The 24087-nt window shown below is 68.5% G+C and carries 18 protein-coding genes; all 18 read right to left on the bottom strand.

Annotation, left to right across the window (positions count from 1 at the left end):
* Window positions 1-89 precede the first annotated feature (89 nt).
* A complete protein-coding gene (locus QY307_00735; GenBank protein ID WKZ82811.1) occupies window positions 90-1316 on the bottom strand; it encodes a type II secretion system F family protein in 1227 nt (408 codons plus the stop codon).
* On the bottom strand, window positions 1313-2878 hold the full coding sequence (locus QY307_00730) for a PilT/PilU family type 4a pilus ATPase (protein ID WKZ82810.1): 1566 nt from the start codon (window positions 2876-2878) through the stop codon (window positions 1313-1315). The genes QY307_00735 and QY307_00730 overlap by 4 nt, the downstream gene beginning before the upstream one ends.
* A gap of 11 nt (window positions 2879-2889) precedes the next feature.
* On the bottom strand, window positions 2890-4512 hold the full coding sequence (locus tag QY307_00725; protein WKZ83803.1) for an ATPase, T2SS/T4P/T4SS family: 1623 nt from the start codon (window positions 4510-4512) through the stop codon (window positions 2890-2892).
* 113 nt (window positions 4513-4625) lie between these two features.
* Entirely contained in the window at window positions 4626-5432 is an 807-nt protein-coding gene (gene aroE, locus QY307_00720) for a shikimate dehydrogenase (GenBank protein ID WKZ82809.1), read from the bottom strand.
* Window positions 5429-6523: an endolytic transglycosylase MltG gene (gene mltG / locus QY307_00715; GenBank protein WKZ82808.1), complete on the bottom strand. Its 1095-nt coding sequence runs from the start codon at window positions 6521-6523 to the stop codon at window positions 5429-5431. Before mltG ends, aroE begins: the two co-directional genes overlap by 4 nt.
* On the bottom strand, window positions 6520-6936 hold the full coding sequence (gene ruvX, locus QY307_00710) for a Holliday junction resolvase RuvX (GenBank protein ID WKZ82807.1): 417 nt from the start codon (window positions 6934-6936) through the stop codon (window positions 6520-6522). Before ruvX ends, mltG begins: the two co-directional genes overlap by 4 nt.
* On the bottom strand, window positions 6933-9566 hold the full coding sequence (alaS, locus tag QY307_00705) for an alanine--tRNA ligase (protein WKZ82806.1): 2634 nt from the start codon (window positions 9564-9566) through the stop codon (window positions 6933-6935). The genes ruvX and alaS overlap by 4 nt, the downstream gene beginning before the upstream one ends.
* Before the next feature lie 44 nt (window positions 9567-9610).
* Window positions 9611-10942, bottom strand: coding sequence for a replication-associated recombination protein A (locus QY307_00700; protein WKZ82805.1), 1332 nt, complete (start codon window positions 10940-10942; stop codon window positions 9611-9613).
* On the bottom strand, window positions 10942-12717 hold the full coding sequence (aspS, locus tag QY307_00695; protein WKZ82804.1) for an aspartate--tRNA ligase: 1776 nt from the start codon (window positions 12715-12717) through the stop codon (window positions 10942-10944). The genes QY307_00700 and aspS overlap by 1 nt, the downstream gene beginning before the upstream one ends.
* A complete protein-coding gene (hisS, locus tag QY307_00690) occupies window positions 12717-13937 on the bottom strand; it encodes a histidine--tRNA ligase (GenBank protein ID WKZ82803.1) in 1221 nt (406 codons plus the stop codon). The genes aspS and hisS overlap by 1 nt, the downstream gene beginning before the upstream one ends.
* Window positions 13934-14584 (bottom strand): MBL fold metallo-hydrolase, encoded by a 651-nt coding sequence (locus tag QY307_00685; protein ID WKZ82802.1) that lies wholly within the window; start codon window positions 14582-14584, stop codon window positions 13934-13936. The genes hisS and QY307_00685 overlap by 4 nt, the downstream gene beginning before the upstream one ends.
* A gap of 58 nt (window positions 14585-14642) precedes the next feature.
* On the bottom strand, window positions 14643-16238 hold the full coding sequence (locus tag QY307_00680; GenBank protein ID WKZ82801.1) for a hypothetical protein: 1596 nt from the start codon (window positions 16236-16238) through the stop codon (window positions 14643-14645).
* Window positions 16231-16869, bottom strand: a complete 639-nt coding sequence (locus QY307_00675) for a hypothetical protein (protein WKZ82800.1) — start codon at window positions 16867-16869, stop codon at window positions 16231-16233. Before QY307_00675 ends, QY307_00680 begins: the two co-directional genes overlap by 8 nt.
* Window positions 16866-18521, bottom strand: coding sequence for a carboxypeptidase regulatory-like domain-containing protein (locus QY307_00670; protein ID WKZ82799.1), 1656 nt, complete (start codon window positions 18519-18521; stop codon window positions 16866-16868). Before QY307_00670 ends, QY307_00675 begins: the two co-directional genes overlap by 4 nt.
* A gap of 80 nt (window positions 18522-18601) precedes the next feature.
* Window positions 18602-20785 carry a bifunctional (p)ppGpp synthetase/guanosine-3',5'-bis(diphosphate) 3'-pyrophosphohydrolase gene (locus tag QY307_00665; GenBank protein WKZ82798.1) on the bottom strand — a complete coding sequence of 728 codons (2184 nt, stop codon included), beginning with the start codon at window positions 20783-20785 and terminating at the stop codon, window positions 18602-18604.
* Window positions 20778-21293, bottom strand: coding sequence for an adenine phosphoribosyltransferase (locus QY307_00660; protein WKZ82797.1), 516 nt, complete (start codon window positions 21291-21293; stop codon window positions 20778-20780). Before QY307_00660 ends, QY307_00665 begins: the two co-directional genes overlap by 8 nt.
* 47 nt (window positions 21294-21340) lie before the next feature.
* Window positions 21341-22402, bottom strand: coding sequence for a protein translocase subunit SecF (secF, locus tag QY307_00655; GenBank protein WKZ82796.1), 1062 nt, complete (start codon window positions 22400-22402; stop codon window positions 21341-21343).
* Window positions 22399-24087: a protein translocase subunit SecD gene (gene secD / locus QY307_00650; GenBank protein ID WKZ82795.1), complete on the bottom strand. Its 1689-nt coding sequence runs from the start codon at window positions 24085-24087 to the stop codon at window positions 22399-22401. The genes secF and secD overlap by 4 nt, the downstream gene beginning before the upstream one ends.

Here is a 24087-nt window from a genome sequence, read left to right as displayed (position 1 = left end):
GTCATCTCGTGGAACGAGGTGACTAGTCCTCGACAGGGTTCCGCAGGCGCGCCCGAACCCCAGCTCCGACGGCGATCGGCGAACCCGGATCAGCTCTGGATCAGGTTGGCGATGTTGAACATCGGGAGGTAGAGGGAGATGAGGATCCCGCCCACGACCACACCCATCACGACGATGAGCAGCGGCTCGATGAGCGAGGTCAGGGCGCTCACCGTGTCGTCGACCTCCTGGTCGTAGAAGTCGGCGACCTTGGAGAGCATGGTGTCGATTGCCCCGGTCTCCTCGCCCACCGCCATCATGTGGACCACCATCGGCGAGAAGACGTCATGGCGCTGCAGTGGGCCGGCCAGCGACTCGCCTCGCTTCACCGAGAGCTTGACCTCGTCGATGGCGCGACCCACGAGGGCGTTGCCCGAGGTGACCGACACGATGTCCAGTGCCTGGAGCACGGGCACTCCCGTGCGGCTGAGCACGGAGAAGGTCCGGGCGAAGCGGCTGATGGCGATCTTCTGCACCACCTTCCCGAAGATGGGAAGCCTCAGCTTCAGCTTGTCCCATGCATAGCGCCCCTCGGGGGTCGCCTTCCACCGCCGGAACAGGAACACGGCACCCGCGGTCAGGGCCACGAACACCCACCAGAAGGTGGTGAGTATCCCCGAGATCCCGATCAGCACCTGGGTGGGCAGTGGCAGCGAGCCGCCCAGATCGGCGTACATGTTCTCGAAGATGGGCACCACGAACAGCATCATCCCGGCGACGATCAGCACGATCAGCACCAGCACCACCACGGGGTAGGCCATCGCCGACTTCACCTTGGAGCGCAGGCGCACCGCAGCCTCGAGGGTGTCGGCGATTCGCACCAGGGTCTCGTCGAGGGCACCACCGACCTCGCCGGCGCGGATCATGGAGACGTAGAGGTGGTTGAAGACCTGGGGATGAGATTCCAACGCCACGGACAGCGAGCTTCCCCGCTCCACCTGGCCGCGGACATCGCCGATGATGCCGGCGAGCAACTGGCTGTCGGTCTGCTCCTCGAGGATGGAGAGGGCCCGGATCAGGGTGAGCCCGGAGTTGACCATCGTCGCCAGCTGTCGGCTGAAGATGGCCACTTCCTTCGGCTTCACCTTCTTGCGGAACCCGGGGATCGAGATCTCCTTCTGGAGAGCCGAGTCGCGCCGTTCGGCGATCTTGAGGGGAACCAGACCCTTCTCGCGCAGGCTGCTGGCGACCGCCGCCGAGGACGATCCCTCGACCGCTCCGGAGTGGACGGTGCCGCGGCGATCGCGGGCGCGGTACTCGAACGTGGTGGTGGTCATCGCGTCTTGCCTCCCAGGAGGTTGGTGAACTCATCCGGGTTGTAGGCCCGGTTCGTGGCGACGGTCGGATCGACCTTTCCGGAGCGGACCAGCCGCGCCAGATCGGCGTCCATGGTCTGCATGCCGTGCTTGCCACCGGTCTGCATCACGCTGCGCAGTTGATGGCCCTTGCCCTCCCGGATCAGGTTCCGCACCGCCGGGATGCCGACCAGGATCTCGACCGCCGCCACCCGTCCCTTGGCATCGGCCGTCGGGAGCAGCTGCTGGCTGATCACACCCTGAAGGCTCTCCGCCAGCTGCACCCTGATCTGCTGCTGCTGGTGGGGCGGGAACACGTCGACGATCCGCTCCACCGAACCGGGGGCGTCCTTGGTGTGCAGCGTTGCCAGGACAAGGTGGCCGGTCTCGGCGGCGGTGAGGGCGGTCGCCATGGTCTCCAAGTCGCGCATCTCACCGACCAGGATCACATCCGGGTCCTGCCGGAGTGCGCGGCGCAGGGCCTCGGCGAAGGTTCGGGTGTCGCCGCCGAGCTCGCGCTGGTTGACCAGCGACATCTTGTGGTGGTGCATGAACTCGATCGGGTCCTCGACGGTCATGATGTGCGCCGCTCGGGACGAGTTGATGGCGTCGAGCATGGCGGCGAGCGTCGTCGACTTCCCGGATCCGGTGATTCCGGTCACCAGCACCAGGCCCCGGCGCATGTCGGACAGATCTCGCACCACCGGAGGCAGCCCCAGATCCTCGATCGTGGGGATGCTGCTGGGAATGGCTCGCATCACCGCTCCGACGGAGCCCCTCTGATGGAACAGGTTGACCCGGAAGCGTCCCTTCCCGGGGACCGGATGTGAGAAGTCGAGCTCCAGGTTCTCCTCGAAAGTCTCGCGCTGCTTCCCCGAGAGGATGGCGTAGGTGAGCGAACGGATCTGCGCCGGGAGCAGCCTCTCGTAGTCACCGACCGGCTGCAGGTCCCCATTGATCCGAATCTGGGGCGGCGAACCGGCAGCAAGGTGAAGGTCGGAGCCGCCCTGGTCGATCAGTTCCGCCAGCAGGTCGTTCACGTGATACCCGGATTCGACCCGCGTGGCGCTCTCGGGGGCGGGTCCGGGCGGAGCGGCGGCAATGACCGGCTGCCTGCCTGGCTCGTATGCGGCCTCGATCGCCCTCACCAGTGTCGAACGCGAGGCGAGCGCCAGGGTGACGTCGCTGCGCGCCGCCCGCGTGAGGCGCTCCCTTCGGCCGAGGTCGAGGGGATCGTCGGTGGCGATGACCAGGGATCCGGCGTCGATCCGAAGCGGCAGGGCCATCTCGGCACGGGCCGCCTCGCGTGACAGTCGCTGCAGTGCCATCTGTTCGGGAACGGCGTCGTCGAGGTCGACGAACTCTATCCCCAGGCGGGAGGCGACCGCGGCCAGAGCCTCCGGACGGCTCACCCGCCCCGACTCGATCAGATGCACCGCGGCGGGCACGCCGGCGGTCTGTGCAGCGAGCAGGGCGGCCTCGAACTCTTCGGGAGTGAGCACCGACCTATCGACCAGGGCCTGGCCGAGCTGACGGACGGTCACCGGAGCCTCCATCACACCACCACCCTCAGGACCTCTTCGAGGGTGGTCATCCCGAGGCGGACCTTCTCCATCCCGTCGGCTCGCAGAGTCGACATCCCCTGCTCCACGGCGACCATCTTCACCTCGTTGGATGGGCGGCGTTCCACTGCCATGCGCTCGATCTCCTCGGTAACCAGCAGCACCTCGTTGATCGCCACCCGGCCGCGGTATCCGGTGTCGGCGCACATCTTGCAACCGGTGGCAAAGTGGATGGTCACCGGTCCGTCGGCGGGGTCGAGGCCCATCTCACCGATCATCTCGGCCGAAGCCTGCCGCGGCTCCTTGCAGCGGTCGCAGAGTCGCCGGGCGAGCCGCTGGGCGAGGATGGAGTCGATGGCCGAGGCGACCAGGTACGGCTCGACGCCCATCTCGATCAGCCGACCGATCGACGACGCCGCATCGTTGGTGTGCAGGGTGGAGAGCACGAGGTGCCCGGTGAGGGCTGCTTCGACGGCGATCTTGGCGGTCTCGGTGTCCCGGACCTCGCCCACGAGCACGATGTCGGGGTCGCTTCGCAGGATCGCCCTGAGAACCGTGGCGAACTGCAGGCCCGCCTTGCGATGGACCTGGACCTGCGTGATCCCGGGGAGCCGATACTCGATCGGGTCCTCGACCGTGATGATGTTCACCTCGGGGCGGTTGAGGATGTCGAGCGTGGCGTAGAGCGTCGTCGTCTTTCCCGAACCGGTGGGGCCGGTGACCAGGATCGCCCCGTAGGGACGGGTGTACGACTTGGAGAACCGCTCCAGGGAGCGGGGCAGGAACCCGAGCTCGGGGAGGCCGAGGATGGCGTCGTCCTTGTCCAGGATTCGCAGCACCACCTTCTCTCCATAGATCGAAGGCAGCGTGGCCACCCGCAGGTCGATGGGACGGCCGCCGACGCGAAGGCTCACCCTGCCGTCCTGAGGGACGCGGCGTTCGGCGATGTCGAGATCGGCCATGATCTTCAGCCTGCTCACCACGGCGCCGGATACCGACCGCGGGGTGGTCATCACCTCGTGGAGCACGCCGTCGATGCGGAAGCGCACCCGCAGGTCGCGCTCACCGGGTTCGATGTGGAGGTCGGAGGCGCGTTCGTTCACCGCGCGAGTGATCAGGGTGTTCACCAGCTTCACGATCGGGGCCTCGTCGACCGCCGCCTGAATGGTGCCGATGTCCTCCTCGGTGAGATCGTCGCCGACCTGCTCGGCAAGATCGGCCACCGACTCGTCGTACCTGCTGAGGCGCCGGATGGCATCGACGATGTCGGCGCGGGTGGCGATCCTGGGGATGATCCGGCGCCCGGTGATCGCCCTTACGTCGTCGAGCACGAGCACGTTGCCCGGATCGACCATGGCGACCACCAGGGATTCGCCCTCGAATGCGACCGGGATCACCGCGTAGCGACGCGCCAGCGTGTCGGGGATCAGGGCGGCGGCCGCCGGATCGATGTTGCTCTCGGCAAGGTTGATGAACTCGACGCCGATGTGGCGCGCCAGGGCGCGTACCAGCTCGATCTCCTCGACGATGCCCTCATCGACGAGGACCTCGGTCAGCGCCTCGCCGGACTCGGCCTGAATCCCGCGGGCGCGGTCCATGTCCTCGTCGGACACCATGCCCGAGTCGACCAGCACCGATCCGAGTGGACGGCTCTCTGCCACGATTCCTCCGGGGCCGCGATCAGCCCATCACGGTGGATTTCGGCAGCAATGTCAGCGGGCTTGAGCGATCAGGTGCCAGTGGCGGCGGCATGCATGACGGCGCGCGGAGCGACCACACCGGTCCAGATCTCGAACGCCGCCGCCGCCTGGGCCACCAGGAAATCGACCCCGTCCCTGAAAGGGATCCCGGCGGCGCCTGCCGCCTTCACCAGATCGGTGGGCGTGTCGCCGTACGGCAGGTCGATCACCCCACGAACACCATCGAGGGGCAGCGAGGCGCCTTCTCCGGGCACCATCCCGATCCTGGTGGCGTTGACCAGGACCACCGGTTCGAGTGGCGGAGCTCCCCACTCGACCACGGCGATGGGCCCTGGCAGGCGATCGGCGAGCGCCTGGGCGGCAGAGCGTCGGCGCGCCGACACGATCCGCTGGTGGTCGTCGACTCCGACGAGGACTGCGGCGGCGGCCGGTCCTGCGCCCAGGACCAGGATCGGCGCTTCGGGAAGGGTCGCCACCATCTCCCCGGCGGCGACGGCGTCCGTGTTCCAGCCGAACAACACTTCGCCGGTGGCTGCAACCGTGTTGACCGCACCGGCCGCCCGAGCCTCGGGGGAGAGATGATCGCAGGCGGTTGCTGCTCGAGCCTTGTGAGGGGTGGTCACATTTGCCCCATCGAGTTCGCCGGATCGGATCTCCTCGAACGCCGCCAGCAGGCCGGCCTCGTCGACACGCCTGGCCTCGTACCGCCCGGCGACGCCGCGAGCGGCGAGCGCCGCGGAGTGAATGGCAGGAGAGCGCGAGTGGCCCACCGGATCGCCGAGGAGCGCCAGGCGGATGCCGGCCGGACCCCCGACCACCCTCGTTCCCGAGGTCACCCGCCGACGCCTTCCTGCTGCCAGCGAATGAACTCGTCGAAGTCGGCGGTGAAGCGCAGCGCTCCGGTGTCGTCGGCCACCAGGAAGTAGAGATGGTCGGTCTCCGCCGGCGAGGCCGCAGCGGCCAGCGAAGCCGGCCCCACCCCGGCGATGGGAGTCGGAGGCAAGCCGGAGATCCGATAGGTGTTGTACGGCGAGTCGACCTCGAGGTCGGCCAGGGTCAAGCCGCCGGGCGGCAGCCCGCCCAGTGCATAGACGACGGTGGCGTCCATCTGCAGCTTCATGCCCGCCTCGAGGCGATTCATGATGACGCCTGCCACCAGCGGCCGATCGTCGTCGAGAACCGCCTCGCGCTCGATCACGGAGGCGATGATCAACCCCTCATAAGGGGTGTAGCCGGCTGCCTCCAGCGCACTCCAATCGATCGATGCGACCCTCTGCTCGGCGGTGCGCGCCATCCGGTCGAGGATGTCGGCGGCGGTCGCATCCGCAGCGAACTCGTAGGTGTCGGGGAAGAGGAGACCTTCCCAGTCCTGCAACGCGGTCGCGTCTCCCGGCATCAGGCTGCTGGTCACGGTCCCGTCGAGCAACACCCGGGTGAGGTCTTCGAAGGGGATGTCCGTCTGGCGGGAAACCGATTCGAGCATCTGCGCCGTGGTGAGCCCCTCGACCACGGTGAGCAGGTAGAAGGACCGAGGAGGTCCTTCCATGAGGAGGGCCAGGACGGCCGTCGGCGCCATCCCCGTCTCCAACTGATAGACGCCCGCCTGAAGGCGATCGGCGGCCCGCTGCTCCCGCACCACGCGATCGAACGCCGAGGCCGACTCGACGACACCAGCAGCCGCCAGGTCGCGCGCTATCTGCGATGCACTGGCGCCGGGCTCCACCTCGAACTCGACGGGGATTCCCGGAGCCACGGTGGAAACCGAAGGTCCGGCGATCAGATCACTCACCTCCGCCGCCAGCCACTTCACCCCGGCGTAGGCGGCGAGCAACGAGACGGCTGTGATCGCCATGGCAGTCAGCGCCCTGATCGCTCGTGACCGGCCGGGACGAGGAGGCGGTCGATACCTCTCGAGTTCGAGGCTCATCGCCGATCCCGATCGAGCCACCCCTGCAGGAACACGGCGGCGGCCACGGAGTCGCGCCGCTCCCGACGGACTCGGCGCCGGGCACCACCCTCGATCATCACCCGCTCGGCCACCACCGTGCTGAAGCGCTCGTCGTACATCTCGACCGGGATCGAGCAGGCGGCGGCGACGACATCGGCGAACCGCCGGGCGCCCTCGGCGGCAGCGCCCTCTCCACCATCGAGCCTCACGGGAAGCCCGACGATCACCCTCTCCACCTCCCACTGGGTGATCAGGTTCTGAACCGAACCCTCCAGGTCCTTCTTGGGGTCGATCGTTCCCACCGGCTGGGCGATCATGTGCAAGGGGTCGCTCACCGCCACACCGACCCGCCGTTCGCCGGGATCGAGTGCCAGCACCCGGCCCACCGTCACGCCTCCAACGCGGCGACGGCGCCACGGCGCGCCTCTTCCAAGGCGTCTCCCAACCGATCACCGTGCGGACCGCCGGCCTGTGCCAGCTCCGGATCGCGACTCCCGCCGCCACCGACCGCCCGAGCCGCCGGCAGCAGGATCTCGGCGGCGGAGATTCCGGACTTCACCAGATCGGGCGACACGATCGCAACCAGGCCGGCCTTGCCGTCGCGCCTCGATCCGAGAACCGCCACCCCGGTGCCCATCCGATCGCGCACCTGAAGTGCCAGCAGACGTAGCGCCTCGGGATCGAGACTCCCAGTCTCGACCACGACCAGGCTCCGCCCGGCCCGGTCGACCGCTCCGGCAGCGATCTCGGCGGCGATGCGGGACCGGCTCTCCTGTTCGAACTCCTCGATGCGATCCTCCTGCGCCTTGGAGCGGGCCACGACTGCCGCGGCCGCACCCGCCACCTCATCTGGCCGAACCCGTAGGTGCGACGCCGCCTCATCGAGTTGACGACGCAGGCCGGTCATGTACTCGTAGGCGGCCGACCCGGCGAGGGCCTCGATCCTGCGAAGGTTGGAACCGATCGAGGACTCGGCGCGCACCACCAGAGGCCCGATCTGGCCCGTGGTGGGAACATGGGTCCCGCCGCACAGCTCGCGCGAGTACGAACCCGCCTCCACCACGCGCACCTGGTCCCCGTACTTGTCGCCGAAGAATGCCAGGGCCCCCAGCTCCTCGGCCTCGGCCCGGGACACCTGATAGGACTTCACGGCCCCGTTCTCTATGACCCGTTCGTTGGCGATGCGCTCGACGGCGAGCACCTCTTCCTCGTCGAGTGCGGCGAAGTGGGAGAAGTCGAAGCGCAGGCGCCCCGGCTCCACGAGGGATCCCGCCTGATGCACATGGGGACCCACGATCTCGCGCAACGCCCAGTGCAGGATGTGGGTGCCGGTGTGGCTCTTGCGAATGCGCTCCCTGCGCCCCGCATCGACCGAGAGGAGCGCCTGTTGGCCCACCTCGACACTCCCCCGCTCCACCCGAGCGCGATGACCGTGCAGGCCGGGCAGTGGAAGCCTGGTGTCGGTCACCCGGAGCCTGCCCGTCGCCGTGGTGGCGGTCCCGGTGTCCCCCACCTGCCCACCAGACTCCCCGTAGAAGGGGGTGGCATCGAAGAACACCTCGACGTCGGCGCCCTCGGGAGCGGAGTCGACCGGCTCGCCGTCGCGCAGGATGGCGAGCAGGGAGGCTTCGGTCTCCAGCAGCTCATATCCACGAAACCCGGTCGGGCCGTGGGCGTCGAGCAGGTCCTTGTACGCACCCGTTGACTCCCCTGCGGAGCCCTTTGCCCGGGCGGCTCGCCCCCTGGTCCGCTGCTGCTCCATCTCGGCATCGAAGCCTGTCCGATCGACCGTCAACCCGAGCTCGGCAGCGATCTCCTCGGTGAGCTCCACCGGGAACCCGTAGGTGTCGTGGAGCTTGAAGGCGGTCGTCCCCGGAAGAACCGCACCCTCGCCGAGGACTCCCAGCTCCGCGGACAACAGGGTGTGGCCGGACTCGAGGGTCCTCCGGAACCGCTGCTCCTCGCGTTCTGCGGTCTCGACGATGCCGTCACGGCCCTGCCTCAGGGTCGGGTAGGCGTCGCCCATCACATCCACGGTGGCATCCACCAGGCGCGGCGTCACCGCCTCCTCGGCACCCAGCTGCCAGGCGTGGCGCACGGCGCGTCGCAACAGGCGCCGCAGCACGTAGCCGCGACCCTCGTTGGCAGGCACCACTCCGTCGCCGATGAGGAAGGTGATGGCTCGCCCGTGGTCGGCGAGGATGCGCAGCCCGACGTCGGCCGACGGATCGTCGCCGTACCGCCTGCCGGTGGCTGCTTCTCCGGCCGCCAGGACCGGTCTCACCAGATCGGTGGCGAAAGCATTGGGGGCGTCCTGGACGATCACCGCCACCCGCTCCAGGCCAGACCCGGTGTCGATGCTCCGGGCAGGCAGGTCGCCGACCACCCGATACGGCTCGTCCTGGACGTACTGCATGAACACCAGGTTCCAGTACTCCATGAAGCGTTCCTCGTCGACGATCGGCCCGCCATCGGGACCGAACTGGGTCCCGCGGTCGTAGAACAGCTCCGATGAGGGCCCGGCAGGTCCGGCCACCCCCATCTGCCAGAAGTTGTCGCGATCGCGGCGCTGCACGCGCTCTGCAGGAACTCCGACACCGTCGATCCAGATCTCGGCCGCCTCGTCGTCGCTCTCGTGGACCGTGAACCAGAGCCGATCCGGATCCAGCCCGAGGACCTCTGTGGAGAACTCATACGACCAGGGGATGGCCTTCTCCTTGAAGTAGTCCCCGAACGAGAAGTTCCCCAACATCTCGAAGAACGACATGTGCCGGGCGGTGGTGCCGACGATGTCGATGTCGACAGTCCGGATGCACTTCTGTGAGGTGACGGCCCGGCGGTAGGGGGCCGGTTCGTCACCGAGCAGGTAAGGCTTGAAGGGGACCATCCCGGCGACGGTGAGAAGCAACGATGGATCCGTCGGAATGAGGGATGCAGATGGCACGACGGTGTGCCCGCGCTCCCGGAAGAACTCCAGGTATGCGGAGCGGATCTCGGCACCGGTGAGAGGAGGCGTCGCCATGGAGCCCTGAGAGTACCGGAGTCCCGAAGTCGAGCCTTGCGGCGTCAGCGGCGGCGGCGCCTGCGGCCGACCCGGTCGGCGGCGGCTACCCGCTCGGCCATGGAGGGCTCGGCCCCGGCATCCTTCGGGTGATAGAGGACCAGGTCCTCCATCCCGTCGGGGAGGTACTGCTGGGCGACCAGACCCTCCGGGTGATCGTGTGGATACAGGTACCCCTCCCCGTGGCCGAGCACCTTGGCCCCCCGATATCCGGTGGAGCGGAGGTGGGGCGGCACGTCGGCACCGGCCGAGGACTCCACCGCCTCCCCTGCTGCTGCCAACAGGCCGGCCACCGAGTTCGACTTGGGCGCCGCCGAAAGGTAGAGGGCGGCATGGTGGAGGGCGTATGCCGCCTCGGGAAGCCCCACGAACTGCACCGCCTGGGCGGCGGCCACGGCCACCAGGAGCGCCCTGGAGTCGGCCGGGCCGATGTCCTCCGACGCCAGGACCACCATGCGTCGAGCGATGAACTCGGGATCCTCGCCCGCAGCGATCATGGTCTGCAACCAGTAGGCGGCGGCGTCCGGGTCGGAGCCGCGCATGCTCTTGATGAAGGCAGAGATCACGTCGAAGTGCCGGTCACCGGCGCGGTCGTAGGGGATGATCCGACGCTGCAGGGCCTCTGCCACCGCCGCCTCCCCCACCGCTTCGTCGCCGCGTCCGGCGGCCACCAGGGCGGCCACCTCGAGGGCGGTGAGTGCCAGCCGGGCGTCGCCTCCGCATCGTCCCGCCAGCAGGGCGCGTCCCTCCGGGGTGATGGAGGGCGGATCCGTCACTCCCCTCGGATCGCGGAACGCTCGATCGATCAAGCCCTCGACCTCGGCTGTGGTCAGCGGCTCCAGGCGAAACAGCGTGCTGCGTGAGATCAGCGGCGAGTTCACCTCGAAGAACGGGTTCTCGGTGGTCGCTCCGACCAGGATCACCGTTCCCGCCTCCACTCCGGGAAGCAGGGCATCCTGCTGGGCCTTGGTGAACCTGTGGATCTCGTCGAGGAAGAGGACGGTTCGCCGTCCCGACTCCTCGAGCCGGTGGCGGGCGGCGGCGAGCACCTCGCGCACGTCCTTGACCCCGGCCGACGTCGCCGACAGCGGCTCGAACGCCGCCGCCGACGCCTCGGCCACGAGAAGGGCGAGCGTCGTCTTTCCGGTTCCGGGCGGGCCCCAGAGGATCATCGACACCGGGCGGCCGGCACGCACCATCTCCCCGAAGGCCGCCCCTGGCGCAAGCAGATGGGACTGCCCGACGACCTCGTTCAGGGTTCGGGGGCGCATCCGCGCCGCCAGCGGCTCGGCGCCGCGCCGCCGGGCCTCGCGGTCGGCGGCGAAGAGGTCGTCCATCAACCGGCCGGCACCTCCCCGGTGAGGGCGACCCTCACTTCCGGGCGGAGGTCGATCCCCAGCTCCACCAGCTGGGTGTCGTCCACCGGCCCCGGGCTAGCCGTCATCGGATCGAATCCGCTCTGCGTCTTGGGAAACGGCATCACCTCGCGGATGTTGGGCTCATCCTGGAGCACCATGACCAGCCGGTCGAGGCCGAAGGCGAACCCGGCGTGCGGAGGGGTGCCGTAACGCAGCGCCCTCAGGAACCACCCGAACCGGTTCTCGGCCTCCTCGTCGGAGATCCCCAGGATGTCGAACACCTCCTTCTGGGTGGCGGGGTCGTGGATCCGCTCGCTGCCCGAGCCCAGCTCGACGCCGTTCACCACCAGGTCGTAGGCGCGCGCCAGGGCGGTCTGGGGACTGGAGCGCATCTCCTCGACCGAGTGCGGGGCCGTGAATGGATGATGCTCCGGGCTGAGCCCCCCCTCGTCGTCCACTGCGAACACCGGGAAGTCGACCACCCAGACGAACCTGAGCTCGGAGTGGCCGTCGGGCCGGCCCATGTCGAGACGCAGCGCACCCAGGACCGGAAGCACCTTCCGGCGGTCGTCGGCGACGATCAGGAGCAGATCACCCGGTGCCGCCCCGAAGGCACCGATCACCTTCGCCTGCTCATCGGGGCTCAGGAACTTGGTGATCGGGGATCGCAACACCCCGCCCTCCTCCACCACCATCCACACCAGGCCGCGGGCACCGAGGGTCTTGGCGCTCTCCACCAGGGAGTCGAGGCCGGAGCGCGACAGATCCTGCCTCCCGGCGTCGATCCCGGCGACCATCCCCCCTTCGGCGAGAGCCGAGGCGAACGCCTGAAAACCGCTGCCGGCGAACACCTCGCCGAGGTCGACGATCTCCATGCCGAAACGGAGGTCGGGCTTGTCCGATCCGTAGCGGGCCATGGCCTCGTCCCAGGTGAGCCGGGGAAACGGTGCCGAAACGGACTCCCCACGCAGGGCGGCGACGGTCGCCCCGATGACCGGCTCCACCGCGGCGAACACCCCCTCCCGGTCCCAGAACGCCCCCTCGAGGTCGAGCTGGGTGAACTCGATCTGACGGTCGGAACGGAAGTCCTCGTCCCGATAGCAGCGGGCAAGCTGGTAGTACCGCTCCACCCCCCCGACCATGAGCAATTGCTTGAACAGCTGCGGCGACTGGGGCAGGGCGTAGAAGCTGCCGGGACGATGCCGGCTGGGCACCAGTACGTCACGGGCCCCTTCTGGCGTCGACTTCACGAGGGTCGGTGTCTCCACCTCGAGGAACCCCTGCTCCAGCATCGAAGTTCGAATCGCCCCCATCGCACGCGACCGGGCGATCAGGTTGCGGGCCACTCTTGGCCGGCGGAGGTCCAGGTACCTGAACTCGAGCCGACGCATCTCGTCGATCTCGGCGCGGTCGTCGATCTGGAAGGGCAACGGGTCCGAGGTCGACAGCACCTCCAGCCCGGTGGCCGCCACCTCCACCTCCCCCGAGCCGAGCTCGGGGTTGGCCGTGCCCTCGGGCCTGATGCGCACCGTTCCCTCGACCCGCACGCAGAACTCGTCGCGCAGGGCCTGCGCCCGGTCGGCGAGGGCGGCATCGAGCATCGGATCGATCACCACCTGGACCAGGCCGCTGCCGTCTCGCAGATCGAAGAAGCGGATGCCACCGTGATCACGGCGAGCAGCCACCCAGCCGGCCAGCCGCACCTGTCGGCCGCTGTCCGGGGAACGCAGCTCGCCGGCGCGCGCCGTCCTCATCACCTCTGTAGCCAAGCGAGCACCTCCTCGATCTCCACCACCGACTGTTCACCGGTTGTCAGGTCCTTGACCGTGACCTCACCGGCGTTCCACTCACCGCCGACGACGGCTGCCACCGCCGCACCGCAACGGTCGGCGGCCCGGAACTGGGCTTTCAATGATCCGCCGGGAGACCAGTCGACCCGCAGGCCGCGGGCCCGCAGGTCGCTGACCCACCGCTCGGCCTCTCCGTACTGCTCCGGATCGGCGAGCGCCACGAAGAGGTCGAGACGCCCCGAGGCGGGACCGGGCATGGCGGCCACGATCCGGTCACAGCCGAGGGCGACGCCCACGGCGGGAACCGGCCGGTCGGCCCCGATCATCTCGGCGAGAGGGTCGTAGCGACCTCCTCCCCCGAGGGATGCCTGTGCCGCCTCGAAGCCCGGCGACACCAGTTCGAATACGGTGCGGTTGTAGTAGTCGAGGCCGCGCACCAGCCTCGGAGCCAGCGCGTAGGGAACCCCCAGCGACTCCAGCCCGGCCCGCACCTTGGCGAAGTGAGATGCGGCTTCCCCGCCGAGATGATCGAGCGGCACCGGGGCGTCCGCAACCACCTCGGCGTCGGCCTTGGAATCGAGCACCCGAAGCGGATTGTCGGCGAGTCGGCGTCTGGCGTCGGGCGACAGCTCCCCCTCGACACCCGCCAGGAAGTCGAGGAGCACCACCCGGTAGGCGGCTCGATCGGCTGGATCTCCGATCGAGTTGAGCAGCACCTGCGGTTCCGGCACCTCGAGCATGGTGAGCAGGCGGTGGGAGAACTCGATCACCTCCACATCGGCGTTCGGCCCGGGTTCGCCGAGATACTCCAGGTCGACCTGGAAGAACTGGCGCCGGCGACCGCGCTGCGGGCGCTCGTAGCGGAACTGGGGCCCGGATGCCGCCAGCTTCAACACGCCGGAGGCACCCGAATCGACATATGCGCGCACTATCCCCGCGGTGAACTCGGGACGCAGCGTCACCGAGCGGCCGCCACGGTCGGTGAACGTGTACATCTGCTTCTCCACCACCTCGGTGGACTCGCCGACGCCCCGGGCGAACAGCTCGGTGCTCTCGATGGCCGGCATCACCGCCAGGTCGTATCCGTAGCGCTCGGCGAGCTCGTCGAAGGCGCGCAGCAGCCGCCGCCACCGCTCGGAGTCGGGGGGAAGGATGTCGTCGGTGCCTTTGAGCCGGGGAATCACTTGCGGAAACGCTCGAGGAAGGGATTGGTGGCGAGCTCCTGCGCCAGGGTAGTGGTGGGCCCATGTCCGGGCAGGACCACCGTCTCCTCGGGAAGGGTGACGATTCGCTCGCCCATGCTTCGCATCAGCGCCCCATGGTCGCCGCCCGGGAGGTCGGTGCGACCGATCGATCCTGCGAACAGTTGGTCGCCGCTGAACAGGGCACCCTCTGCCGGAACGTGGAAGCAGCAGTGGCCCGGAGTGTGGCCCGGAGTGTGGATCACCTCGACCTCGAACCCGGCGAGGGCGAGGACGGCGCCGTCGGACAGTGACTCCCAACGCTGGGGTGAGGAGAACTCGCCCGGCGGCAGCATCCCCCAGAGGGCCTTCAGCTGCTCTCTGGGGTCGGTTGCCAGCCACCCGTCGTCGGGATGCAGGTAGGCACTCATGGCGAACCGCGAGACGACATCGCCGGCCCCGCCGATGTGGTCGGCGTGCCCGTGGGTGGCCAGCAACGCCACCGGGGTCAGCTCGTGACGGGCGAGCAGGGCTCCGACGCCATCGGGATCGGGGGGAGCGTCGATCACAACCGCCAGGCCCCCCCTCTCGGCGGCGAACACCCACGAGTTCGTCTCGGCCAGCCACAGGGAGGCGCCATCGATCAGCATGGGCCCCACGATAGGGCGGGGTCGATCGGGTACCGCCGGAGAGCCCGTCGCTACCGGATCAGGATCCGCACCCCGCCGCCGTCGCCCAGCAGGGCAGGTTGACCTCGAACCACTCCTGATAGGTCCAGGTCTCGCGCATCAACGGGAAGAACGGTGGGCGCATGGTCTCCAGGCGCTGGTCGAACTGATAGTTGCGGGTGCCGAAATGGGCGGCGACGTCGCCGGTGTCCCTCAGGGCCATGGCCCCGTTGGTGTGGAGGGTGGACACCGGCACCCCGCCCGAGTAGGGAAGGATCACGCTGCCGCTGCTGCCGCAGTCGCGGGCCACGTTCAGTGATCCGCCCTGTCCCAGCAGCGCCGCCGAGAAGGTCATCTCGTCGTCCCCTCCCACGGCGTATGGGTTTATCCAGATCTCGTCGGAGGCGATCAGGCCGAGGACGGTCGTACCCGAAGTGCCCGACTGATAGATGATGTCGCTGGCGAGGATCACGTTGCGCGGCGCACCCAGCGACCCGGCGTAGATCGTCATCGAGCTCCCGATCCGGGAGGTGTCCCCGGGCTGTCCGATCACGGCGTGCCCCTCCACCCAGACCACGCCGCTCGGTGGCACGTCGTAGGTCCCCAGGAGGGTCCACGCGGCGTTCTGCGAGTTCAACCACCACCACTCCTCGGCGGTGAGGCACCCGGTGGTCGTGTTCGAGTAGGCCACCGAGACCTCGATCCGCGCATTGGACCCGCTGGTGGTGGGGCGCAGCAGCCAGGCGGTGGGCGTCTGGACGAGGTTGAGGGCAGGGTTGGTCGCCGAGAGGCACAGTCCGTCCCGGTAGCAGGCGACGTTGCGGATGATCTCCAGGTCGTCCCAGAAGTTGGTGAAGTCGAGCGGGTCCGGGTACTGGGTTCGGATGTCCTGGTATGTCCCGCCGGAGTCGTAACCAACCGCTCCGGAGACGAACTCGGGCGGGCCGTATCCGGCGGTCCGGCCGATGAGCCCCTCGGCGTAGGCGTTGCGATGAACCCTGCCCTGGTCCGGCGTCTGGACGAAGTCGAGGTTGCCGCCGGTGTAGACCTTGCCGTGGATGTTCGCCCCGGATCCGAAGCGAAGGTCGTCCTCGACCAGGAAGGCGAACTCGCTGATCGCCTCGGCGCGTACCGAAGCCTGCACCGCGCGCGACTGCCCGAACTCGCCGTGCGTGGCCACCAGGGTCACACCCACCCCGATCTCGCTCGACTCGGGCGGCGTCACGGTCATACGCACGCCGACGTCGTCGGCCGGGTTGTCGGCGACTCCCAGGACGAGCGGGTGGAAGAAGTAGTCGGTGAGCGGCTCGTAGGTCCAGGTGAAGCAGTCGTCGAACCAGGCGTTGCCGGGCTGGACGACGTCGCCGTTGCCCGAGGAGCCGTTCTGGGTGCAGCGCCTCGGAAGCTCGGCCTCGTCCACCCAGGAGAGGTAGTAGAGGGGGTCGATGGTGAGCTTGGTGGCGTAGCGCTCCAGCATGGCCTCGGCACCGGCGATCAGCGTGTCGTCGCGGCGCTGGTACTGGGCCCCGTCGTACTCACGCAGGGCACCCTGGAAGACGACGGTGGCGAGCACAACTATCGCCCCCAGCCCCATCACCACGGTCATCATGGCGAATCCCTCGTCGCGCCTAGCCATTGCGGATCCTCACCTCTTCCTGGATCTCGAGGACCTGCCGGGCGCCGTCCGAGGTGTTGAGGGGATAGGAGCGCAGCGTGATCCCGACCAGCGGGAAGTCGCAGGCGACCGGGGCGCCGCAGGAGGCGATGTGCACCTGAACCTTGGGATCCCCCACCCAATCGATCCCGTAGAACAGCGGCTGGTCCTCGAGGACGCCCCCGAGCAGGAAGCTCTCCTCCCTGGGCGTGGTGAGGAAGGTGTACACCCCGGAGGCGAAGGTGTCCACGGCGTAGCGGGTGACCCAGAGCTCACAGATGCCGGCGCTGCAATCGGTCCGCGCGTACACGGTGCGCACCGGCTCGCTGCTTCCCACCTGGGTCGTGTAGAACACCAGCTGATCCGAGTCGACGCTCTCCACCGGGTCGCCGTTGGGGTTCGCCCTCACCGCCTGGCGCAGCTCGACGACGATCTCGGCGATCAGTTCGCGAGACAGCGCCTGGTGCTCGGCGCGCCGCTCCGAGTCGCCGACGTTCTGGCTGAACGAGAGGAACACGCTGACGAGGGTGCCGACCACCATTCCCGACAGCGCCAGGGCCACCCCCAGCTCGACCAGGCTGAAACCGTCATCGGAGGAGAGACGCCGCCTCACGGGCAGGTTCCGCCCCTGATCGTGACCGATCGGTTGCGGTCGGCGGCGACGCTGGCGGTCCGCTGACCGAGGACCGCCCCGTTGGCCAGGCATCGCTTGGCCACGTCGTAGGTCCCGGCGTAGCCCACGAACGAAGCCTCGCCGAGGTAGCTGCTGGGCATCACCTTCCAGGTGCTGATCCCCACCTCGCGGAAGAGGAACTCGGCCTGGGTTCCACCCTTGAGCACCATCGTCCCCTTGCCCGAGGGGCGTGTGAGCTTGAGATCGAGGTTCGCCTGGGACCCAGGGGTCACCGATCCGGACTTGGGGCCGTGACCCCAGTCGGTCGATGCGGTGACCGTGTAGCTCACGCCGGCCTCGAGGGTGAGCAGCACCTCGCCGCGGGAGTCCGTGTAGCCGCCGGTCTCGCCGCCCGAAGGGTGGCTGGCCGTGACCGTTGCGCCGTTCACCACACGGTTGGTGTTGTCGCGGACCGTCACCAGCACGGTGGCGGTGGGGACGGCCACGGTGGTCGTCGTGCTCGTGCTGGTGGTGGTGCTGGTGCCCCCCACGGTGGTTGTGGTCGTGCTGCCTGCCACCGTGGTCGTCGTCGTGCTCGTGGTGGTGGTGACCACGATCGGTTCCATGGCGACGGTCAGCAGATGCACCGGATCCGGATACCCGGCCGGCACGTTGAGCGAGGATGCCGACCAGGGCAGGTGGCCGTCGGCGGTCACCGAGATGTCGTAGGCGCCGGGAAGCAGGCCCTCGGCGGTGTAGACCCCGGCGTCGAGCGAGGTGATCCGTCCGCTCTCCAGGTGGTTGAGGGTGATCCGGGCGTCGGCGATGGCCGACCCCGTGGAAGCATCGACGACCTCTGCGATCAAGGTCGCCGGGCGGTACACCCGCAGAGTGGTCTCCACCAGGGTCCCCGAGGCCGCCGTGATCTCGGTGAGCCCGGCGACGACGTCGTCGGGGTGGATCACCCATCCGTTGGCCTGCCCGAGGATCACCGTGTAGGCCCCGGTCGGTATCGCCGGGAACACCTGCTCCGTGGCCGACATGGCCGACGAGATGGTCGACCCGACACCATTCTGGATGGAGAGGATCGGCAGTGCCATCCCTCCCGTGGCGAACGGTTCGTACGCCACCACATACACCCGGGCGTTGGCGATCCCCTCGTGGGCGCCGATCTGGCGGGGGGCGACGATGGTCTCCATCACCACGGGGTCGGTGTCTCGCCCCTCGGCGGTGACCGTGACGACGACCATCTTGTAGTCCACGCCCGGATCCCAGCTTCCCTGCACGCCATCACCGCCCTGGGGGACGACGGTGAGCCCGGTGAACGACCCGGCGTACCGGATATCGACCTCGATCTGATAGTCACGGCCCTCGACGGTGATGGTGCGGTCCTCGGTGAGGACTCCGGAAGGGGTTCGACCGGGAAGCCCGACGTCGCCGTAGTCGAGGGCGCGGATCGCCTCCACCTCGGCCTGGGCCAGGTTCTCGGCCACCAGGACCACGCGAGCATCGTTGACGCGATGCATGGCACCGAGAAGGGGCTGCATGGTGAGAACGATCCCGAGGGCGAGCACGGTCACGGCCACCATCGCCTCGACGATGGTGAACCCGTCTTCGGCGCGACGCGCCGCGGAGCCGCTTGATGTGCTCACATGGTGGTCATCGACCACTCGAGGTGGCGGCTTGAGGTGATCGCCCTGCCTTGAGCGTCATTCCCGAGCAACCTGGCTGACTAGTCAGTCCTCCCCGGCAGCAGCCGGTAGGCGTCGTAGACGCCGTCGACCGACTTCATCTCGGTCAGGGCGCGATCGAGGGTGGTCACGTCGGAGAGCTCGATCTCGAACCGAAGGATGGCCACCCGATCGCGATTGGTGCCGCTGAACGAGGAGACGATGTTCGCTCCCAGGTCCGAGAGGGTCGTGGTCACGTCTCGCAGCAGGCGCGGGCGGTCGAGGGCCTCGACCTGCACCGCGGCGCGATAGGTCCCCGACTCCTCGGCCGACCAGCCGACCTCGATCATCCGCTCCGATCGATCCCCCAGGGCGCCGACGTTGGTGCAGTCGGCCCTATGGATCGACACACCGCGGCCCACGGTCACGAAGCCGACGATGGCGTCACCCGGCATCGGGGTGCAACAGTTGGCCACCCTGACCAGCATGTCGTCCATGCCCTCGACCACGACACCGCCCGTCGTCACGCGGTGCGGCGCCGCCGGAAGGAGGCCGGCCTCGTCTTCGTCGTCCTCCGTCGCCAGGTCGGGACGAACCAGCCGCACCAGGCGGCTGATCACCGTGCCCGGCTGGACGTTCCCGGCGCCCACGGCGACGAACATCGAATCCATGTCCCTGAATCCGAGCGACTCGGCCACATCCGCCAGGTTGCGGTCCCTCTCCGCCGCCTTGAGGCCGAGACCTTCTCGCCGCAGCAGCCGGGTCACCTGCTCCCGACCCTCGATGAGGGTCTGCTCCCGCCGCTCCCTGCTGAACCACTGACGGATCTTCGCCGCCGCCCGTGAGGTCCGGACGAACCCCAGCCAGTCGCGGCTGGGTGAGTCCGACTTCGAAGTGATCACCTCGACGATGTCACCCGACTCGAGACGGGTGCTCAGCGGGACCAGGCGACCGTTGACCCGCGCTCCGGTGCACCGGTGCCCGACCTCGGTGTGCACCGAGTAGGCGAAGTCTACCGGCGTGGCCCCGCGCGGGAGGGTCTTCACGGCACCTCCCGGGGTGAGCACGAAGACCTCGTCCTGGTAGAGGTCCAGCTTGAGGCCGGCGAGGAACTCACTGGGACTGTCGTAGTCGTCGGCGGTCTCGGCAAGGTCACCGGTGATCTTCAGGTCCTCTTCGGTGGCCCCGCCCTCCTTGTAGCGCCAGTGGGCGGCGATCCCCTGCTCGGCCCGGTCGTGCATCTCCCGGGTCCGGATCTGGACCTCGAGTGGCCGGCCGCCGGGCCCGAGCACGGTCGTGTGCAGGCTCTGATAGAGGTTGAACTTGGGCATGGCGATGTAATCCTTGAACCGTCCATGCACCGGCGGCCAGCGGGTGTGGGCGATCCCGAGGGCGGCGTAACAGTCGGCGACCTCCTTGGCCACGATCCGGATCCCGATCAGGTCGTGGATCTCGTCGAACGTCCGACCGCCATCGACCATCTTGCGATAGATCGAGTAGACGTGCTTCGGTCGACCCGTCACCTCGGCGGCGATCCCCGCCTCGCCGAGCATGGCCTGTACCTCGTCGATCACCGCCGTCAGATAGGCGTCGCGCTCGGGTGCGCGCGCCCGCAAGAGCTCCAGCACCTCGGCGTGGCGACGAGGCTGGAGGATGGCGAAACACCGGTCCTCCATCTCGTGCTTGATCTCCTGCACGCCCAGACGGTGTGCCAGGGGTGCGTACACCTCGAGGGTCTCGGTGGCGATGCGCTGCTGCTTCTCGCTGGAGAGGGGGCTGATCGTCCTCACGTTGTGAAGGCGATCGGCCAGCTTGATGAGCAGCACGCGCACGTCGCGCGCCATGGCGATGACCATCTTGCGGATGGTTGCGGCGTGCTGTTCCTCGGTCGACGAGTAACGGAGCCGGTCGAGCTTGGTGACGCCGTCGATGAGGCCGGCGACGGTGTCGCCGAACTCGGTACGGATCTCGTCGAGGGTGAGCCCGGTGTCCTCGACGGTGTCGTGCAACAGCGAGGCCGCCAGGGTCTCGGCGTCGAGGCCGTACCCGGCGAGGATCTGGGTCACGGCGAGGGGGTGCGTGATGTAGGGCTCGCCCGACTTGCGGAGCTGCCCGGCATGGGCGGCTGCCGCCCTCTCGTAGGCGCGGTGGATGACGCTGTCCGAGGCGTGAGGGAAGTGGGTCCTGAATCCGTCGAGCACCGGGGCCAGCTCTGCCATGACGGCGTCCTGGGGCCGGTCAGCCATATCGGATCACCGCCTCGGTGACGACCGGAATCCGCTCCCGACCCTCGAGGAGCCCCAACTCGACCAGAACCCCGAATCCGATCACCTCGGCGCCGAGCATCGACACCAGGGTCACCGCCGCCGAGCCGGTCCCACCGGTGGCCAGGACGTCGTCCACGACCAGCACCCGGTCTGCGGTGGTGAAGGCGTCGGCATGCACCTCAAGGGCGTCGGTTCCGTACTCCAGGAGATACTCGCGCCGCAGCGTCGCTGCCGGGAGGCGACCCGGTTTGCGAATCGGCACGAACCCGGCGCCGAGCCGCAGCGCCAGCGGGCTTCCCAGGATGAAACCCCGGGCCTCGATCCCGACGACGTGTGTTATCCCATCGCCCGACCACGGCTCGGCCATGAGGTCGACCGTCTCGGCGAAGGCCTTGGGATCCGCCAGCAGCGGTGTGATGTCCTTGAAGACGATCCCGGGTACGGGAAAGTCGGGGACGTCACGAATCAGGGCGCGCAGGCCATCCATCCAGGGATTGTAGGGAGGCGGCTCGGCTCAAGATCGGCCGACGGGACTCACCGGCGGTGCTTGCGCCGCTTGCGCGGAGGCCTGGGCACGGCCCCGGAGCCCGTGGCGCCAACCATCGAAGCCGCCGGCACCGTGGCGCCGTGGGTGGGAGCGAAGTCGTCTTCGGCTCCCTTGCGCTCCACCCGCCGGCGAACCTTGATCCAGTGCTCCTCGCCCTCTTTCCAGACGCCGAGGATCGGAGCCGCCAGGAAGATCGACGAGTAGGTGCCGGTGGCCACCCCGACGAACAGCGCCAGTGCGAACTCGCGCAGCGTGGTGGCTCCCAGCAGGAACGATCCCACGAACAGCAGGCTGCTGATGGGGATGAGCGTGGTCAGCGAGGTGTTGATGGAGCGCATCAGGACCTGGTTCATGGAGAGGTTGACGATCGAGCCGAAGGCGTGGCGGTCCCCCCTCTCCCGCACGTTCTCCTGGATCTTGTCGAACACAACCACGGTGTCGTACAGCGAGTACCCGAGGATGGTGAGGATGGCGATGACCGTCGCCGGCGACACCTCGAAACCGACCAGGGCGTAGATCCCGGCGGTGAAGATCAGGTCATGGGCGAGGGCGATCAAGGCGGCCCCGGCCATCTTCCATTCGAGCCGCCACGCCATGAACAGCGCCACCACGATCAAGAAGACGATCAGCGCCCGCAGGGCCGACTCTGCGACCTGCGATCCGAAGGTGGGGCCAACCGACAACCGACTGGCATCCTCGGGAGCCTCGCCGAGGAGTGCGGCGAGGGCGTCGACCAGCCGGTCCTCGTCGGCTGGGTCGAGCTGGGCGGTCTGCACCCGAATCCCCTGTCCACCGACCTCCTGGACCCGCCCGCCCCCGATGTCGAGACCGTCCACGATCGACCGAACCGCAGTCACCGAAACGGCATTGGGGTTCTCGAACTCGACCAGCGTCCCTCCCTCGAAGTCGACCCCGAGGTCGAGGCGGAGGAAGACCAGGGCGAACAGGGAAACCGCCACGATCACGCCGGAGATCGTGAACCAACGCCTCCGGTTGCCGAAGAAGTCGAACCGGGTGTCGCCGCGATAGAGGTCGCGCCAGACGCTCATGAGGTGCCCTCCGGGGGCAGACCGGTTGCGCCGCGGACGGAGAAGCGACCGCCGTCGCCGAGGCGCGACATCGCCACCAGCGCAACTGCGGGACGGGTGAAGAACACCGCCACCAGGACGTCGCATACGGTCGCGATCAGCAGGGCCAGGGCGAAGCCCTTCACCGATCCGACCGCCAGGAAGAACAGCAGCACGGCGCCGGTGAACGACACTGTGTCGGCGGTGAGGATGGTCCGAATCGACCGCGAGAAGGCGTGATCGATGGCGGATCGCAGCGAGCGACCGCGGTGGACCTCCTCCTTAATCCGCTCGAAGTAGACGACGTAGGAGTCGGATGTGATGCCGACGGCGACGATCACGCCGGCCACTCCGGCAAGGGTGAGGGTGACCCCCTGCCACTCCCCGAGCAGGGAGAAGACCATCAACATCAGGCTGCCGAACACGGTGAGGCCGATGACGTTCACCAGCCCGAGAGCCCGGTAGTACAGGATCATGGCCATGGCGACGAGCGCCAGGCCGCCGAATCCGGCGATCAGGCCGGCGCGCAGCGAATCCGACCCCAGCGTCGCCGAGACCGATTGAACCGTGGAGATCTCGAAGGCCGCTGGCAGCGCTCCGTAGCGGAGGACGACGGAGAGGCTGCGCGCCTCCTCCTCCTGATCGGCCGAGGAGCCGAGGGTGATGATGGCGCTGCCTCCGGTGATCCCGGTGTTGGGATCCACCTCGGGTGACACCTGGGGCGCCGACTGCACCTCTCCGTCGAGGACGATGGCGAACTGGCGCCTGGGATCGCCGATGGCGTAGTTGGCCAGCTCCCTGGTCACCTCGGCGAACTTGTCGCCGCCCTCGGCCGTGAAGTCGAGCACCACGACCCAGGAGCCGACGACGTTGCCGCTCCCTGATGTGCCTCCGGAGAACTGCGCCTGGGCACCCTCGAGGTCGGAGCCGAGGATCCGGGCGGGAGCGGTGTGATAGATGATGTCCCCACCGGCGGGGCCCGTGGTGAGGAAGGCGTCCAGGGTGGGATCGGGGTCGACGGTCAGGCCCGACTCCCGATCGACGCATCCGGCCTGTTCGACCTCGTCGCACCAGGTGACCCCGGCGGGCAGCACGATGCCCTCGGTCGGATCGAGCGTCGTGGTGGTGGTCGATGGCTCCGTGGTCGTGGACCCCTCCGGCACGGTGGTCGTGGTGGTGGTCGAGGCCGTGCCCTCGCCGGCCGTGGTCGAGGTTGTGCCGCCCACCGAGGGAACCGTGGTCGTGGTGGTGTCGGGTTCCGGCTCTGGGGTCGGGGTGGCTCCGAAGAACACCGGGCTCACCCCAGGGATGGGGCTCACCTGACGCACCGGCCTGAACTCGAGCGATCCCGTGGTTCCCACGGCCTCGAGTGCCCGATCCCGGTCGGTGACGCCGGGCAGCTGCACCTCGACGGTGGAGTCGCCGACCACGGCGATCTCCGGCTCCTGCACGCCGCCCAGGGCCTCGATGCGCCGGCGCATGATCTCGACTGCCTGATCGAGGACCTCGGGATCGGTTCCTTCCTCGGCCTCGAGCACCACCGAGAACCCGCCCTGGAGATCGAGGCCGAGCAGGGGCCTGACGCCACCCAACTGGGTGAGCGCCATGCCCCCATAGACGACGGCAAGCGTCATCCCCAGGGTGATCAGGGCCGACCGACGCGTCAT

Source organism: Acidimicrobiia bacterium, from assembly GCA_030584185.1.
Taxonomy (GTDB): Bacteria; Actinomycetota; Acidimicrobiia; order Spongiisociales; family UBA11373.
Note: the sequence above shows the minus strand (reverse complement) of the source record. Positions and strands in the feature narration are given on the sequence as shown.

Coding starts and splice junctions, on each gene's coding strand:
- QY307_00735 (WKZ82811.1), bottom strand. CDS start 1,316: ATGACCACCACCACGTTCGAGTACCGCGCCCGCGATCGCCGCGGCACC.
- QY307_00725 (WKZ83803.1), bottom strand. CDS start 4,512: ATGGTGTCCGACGAGGACATGGACCGCGCCCGCGGGATTCAGGCCGAG.
- mltG (WKZ82808.1), bottom strand. CDS start 6,523: ATGAGCCTCGAACTCGAGAGGTATCGACCGCCTCCTCGTCCCGGCCGG.
- alaS (WKZ82806.1), bottom strand. CDS start 9,566: ATGGCGACGCCTCCTCTCACCGGTGCCGAGATCCGCTCCGCATACCTG.
- QY307_00700 (WKZ82805.1), bottom strand. CDS start 10,942: ATGGACGACCTCTTCGCCGCCGACCGCGAGGCCCGGCGGCGCGGCGCC.
- aspS (WKZ82804.1), bottom strand. CDS start 12,717: ATGAGGACGGCGCGCGCCGGCGAGCTGCGTTCCCCGGACAGCGGCCGA.
- QY307_00685 (WKZ82802.1), bottom strand. CDS start 14,584: ATGCTGATCGATGGCGCCTCCCTGTGGCTGGCCGAGACGAACTCGTGG.
- QY307_00680 (WKZ82801.1), bottom strand. CDS start 16,238: ATGGCTAGGCGCGACGAGGGATTCGCCATGATGACCGTGGTGATGGGG.
- QY307_00665 (WKZ82798.1), bottom strand. CDS start 20,785: ATGGCTGACCGGCCCCAGGACGCCGTCATGGCAGAGCTGGCCCCGGTG.
- QY307_00660 (WKZ82797.1), bottom strand. CDS start 21,293: ATGGATGGCCTGCGCGCCCTGATTCGTGACGTCCCCGACTTTCCCGTA.
- secF (WKZ82796.1), bottom strand. CDS start 22,402: ATGAGCGTCTGGCGCGACCTCTATCGCGGCGACACCCGGTTCGACTTC.
- secD (WKZ82795.1), bottom strand. CDS start 24,087: ATGACGCGTCGGTCGGCCCTGATCACCCTGGGGATGACGCTTGCCGTC.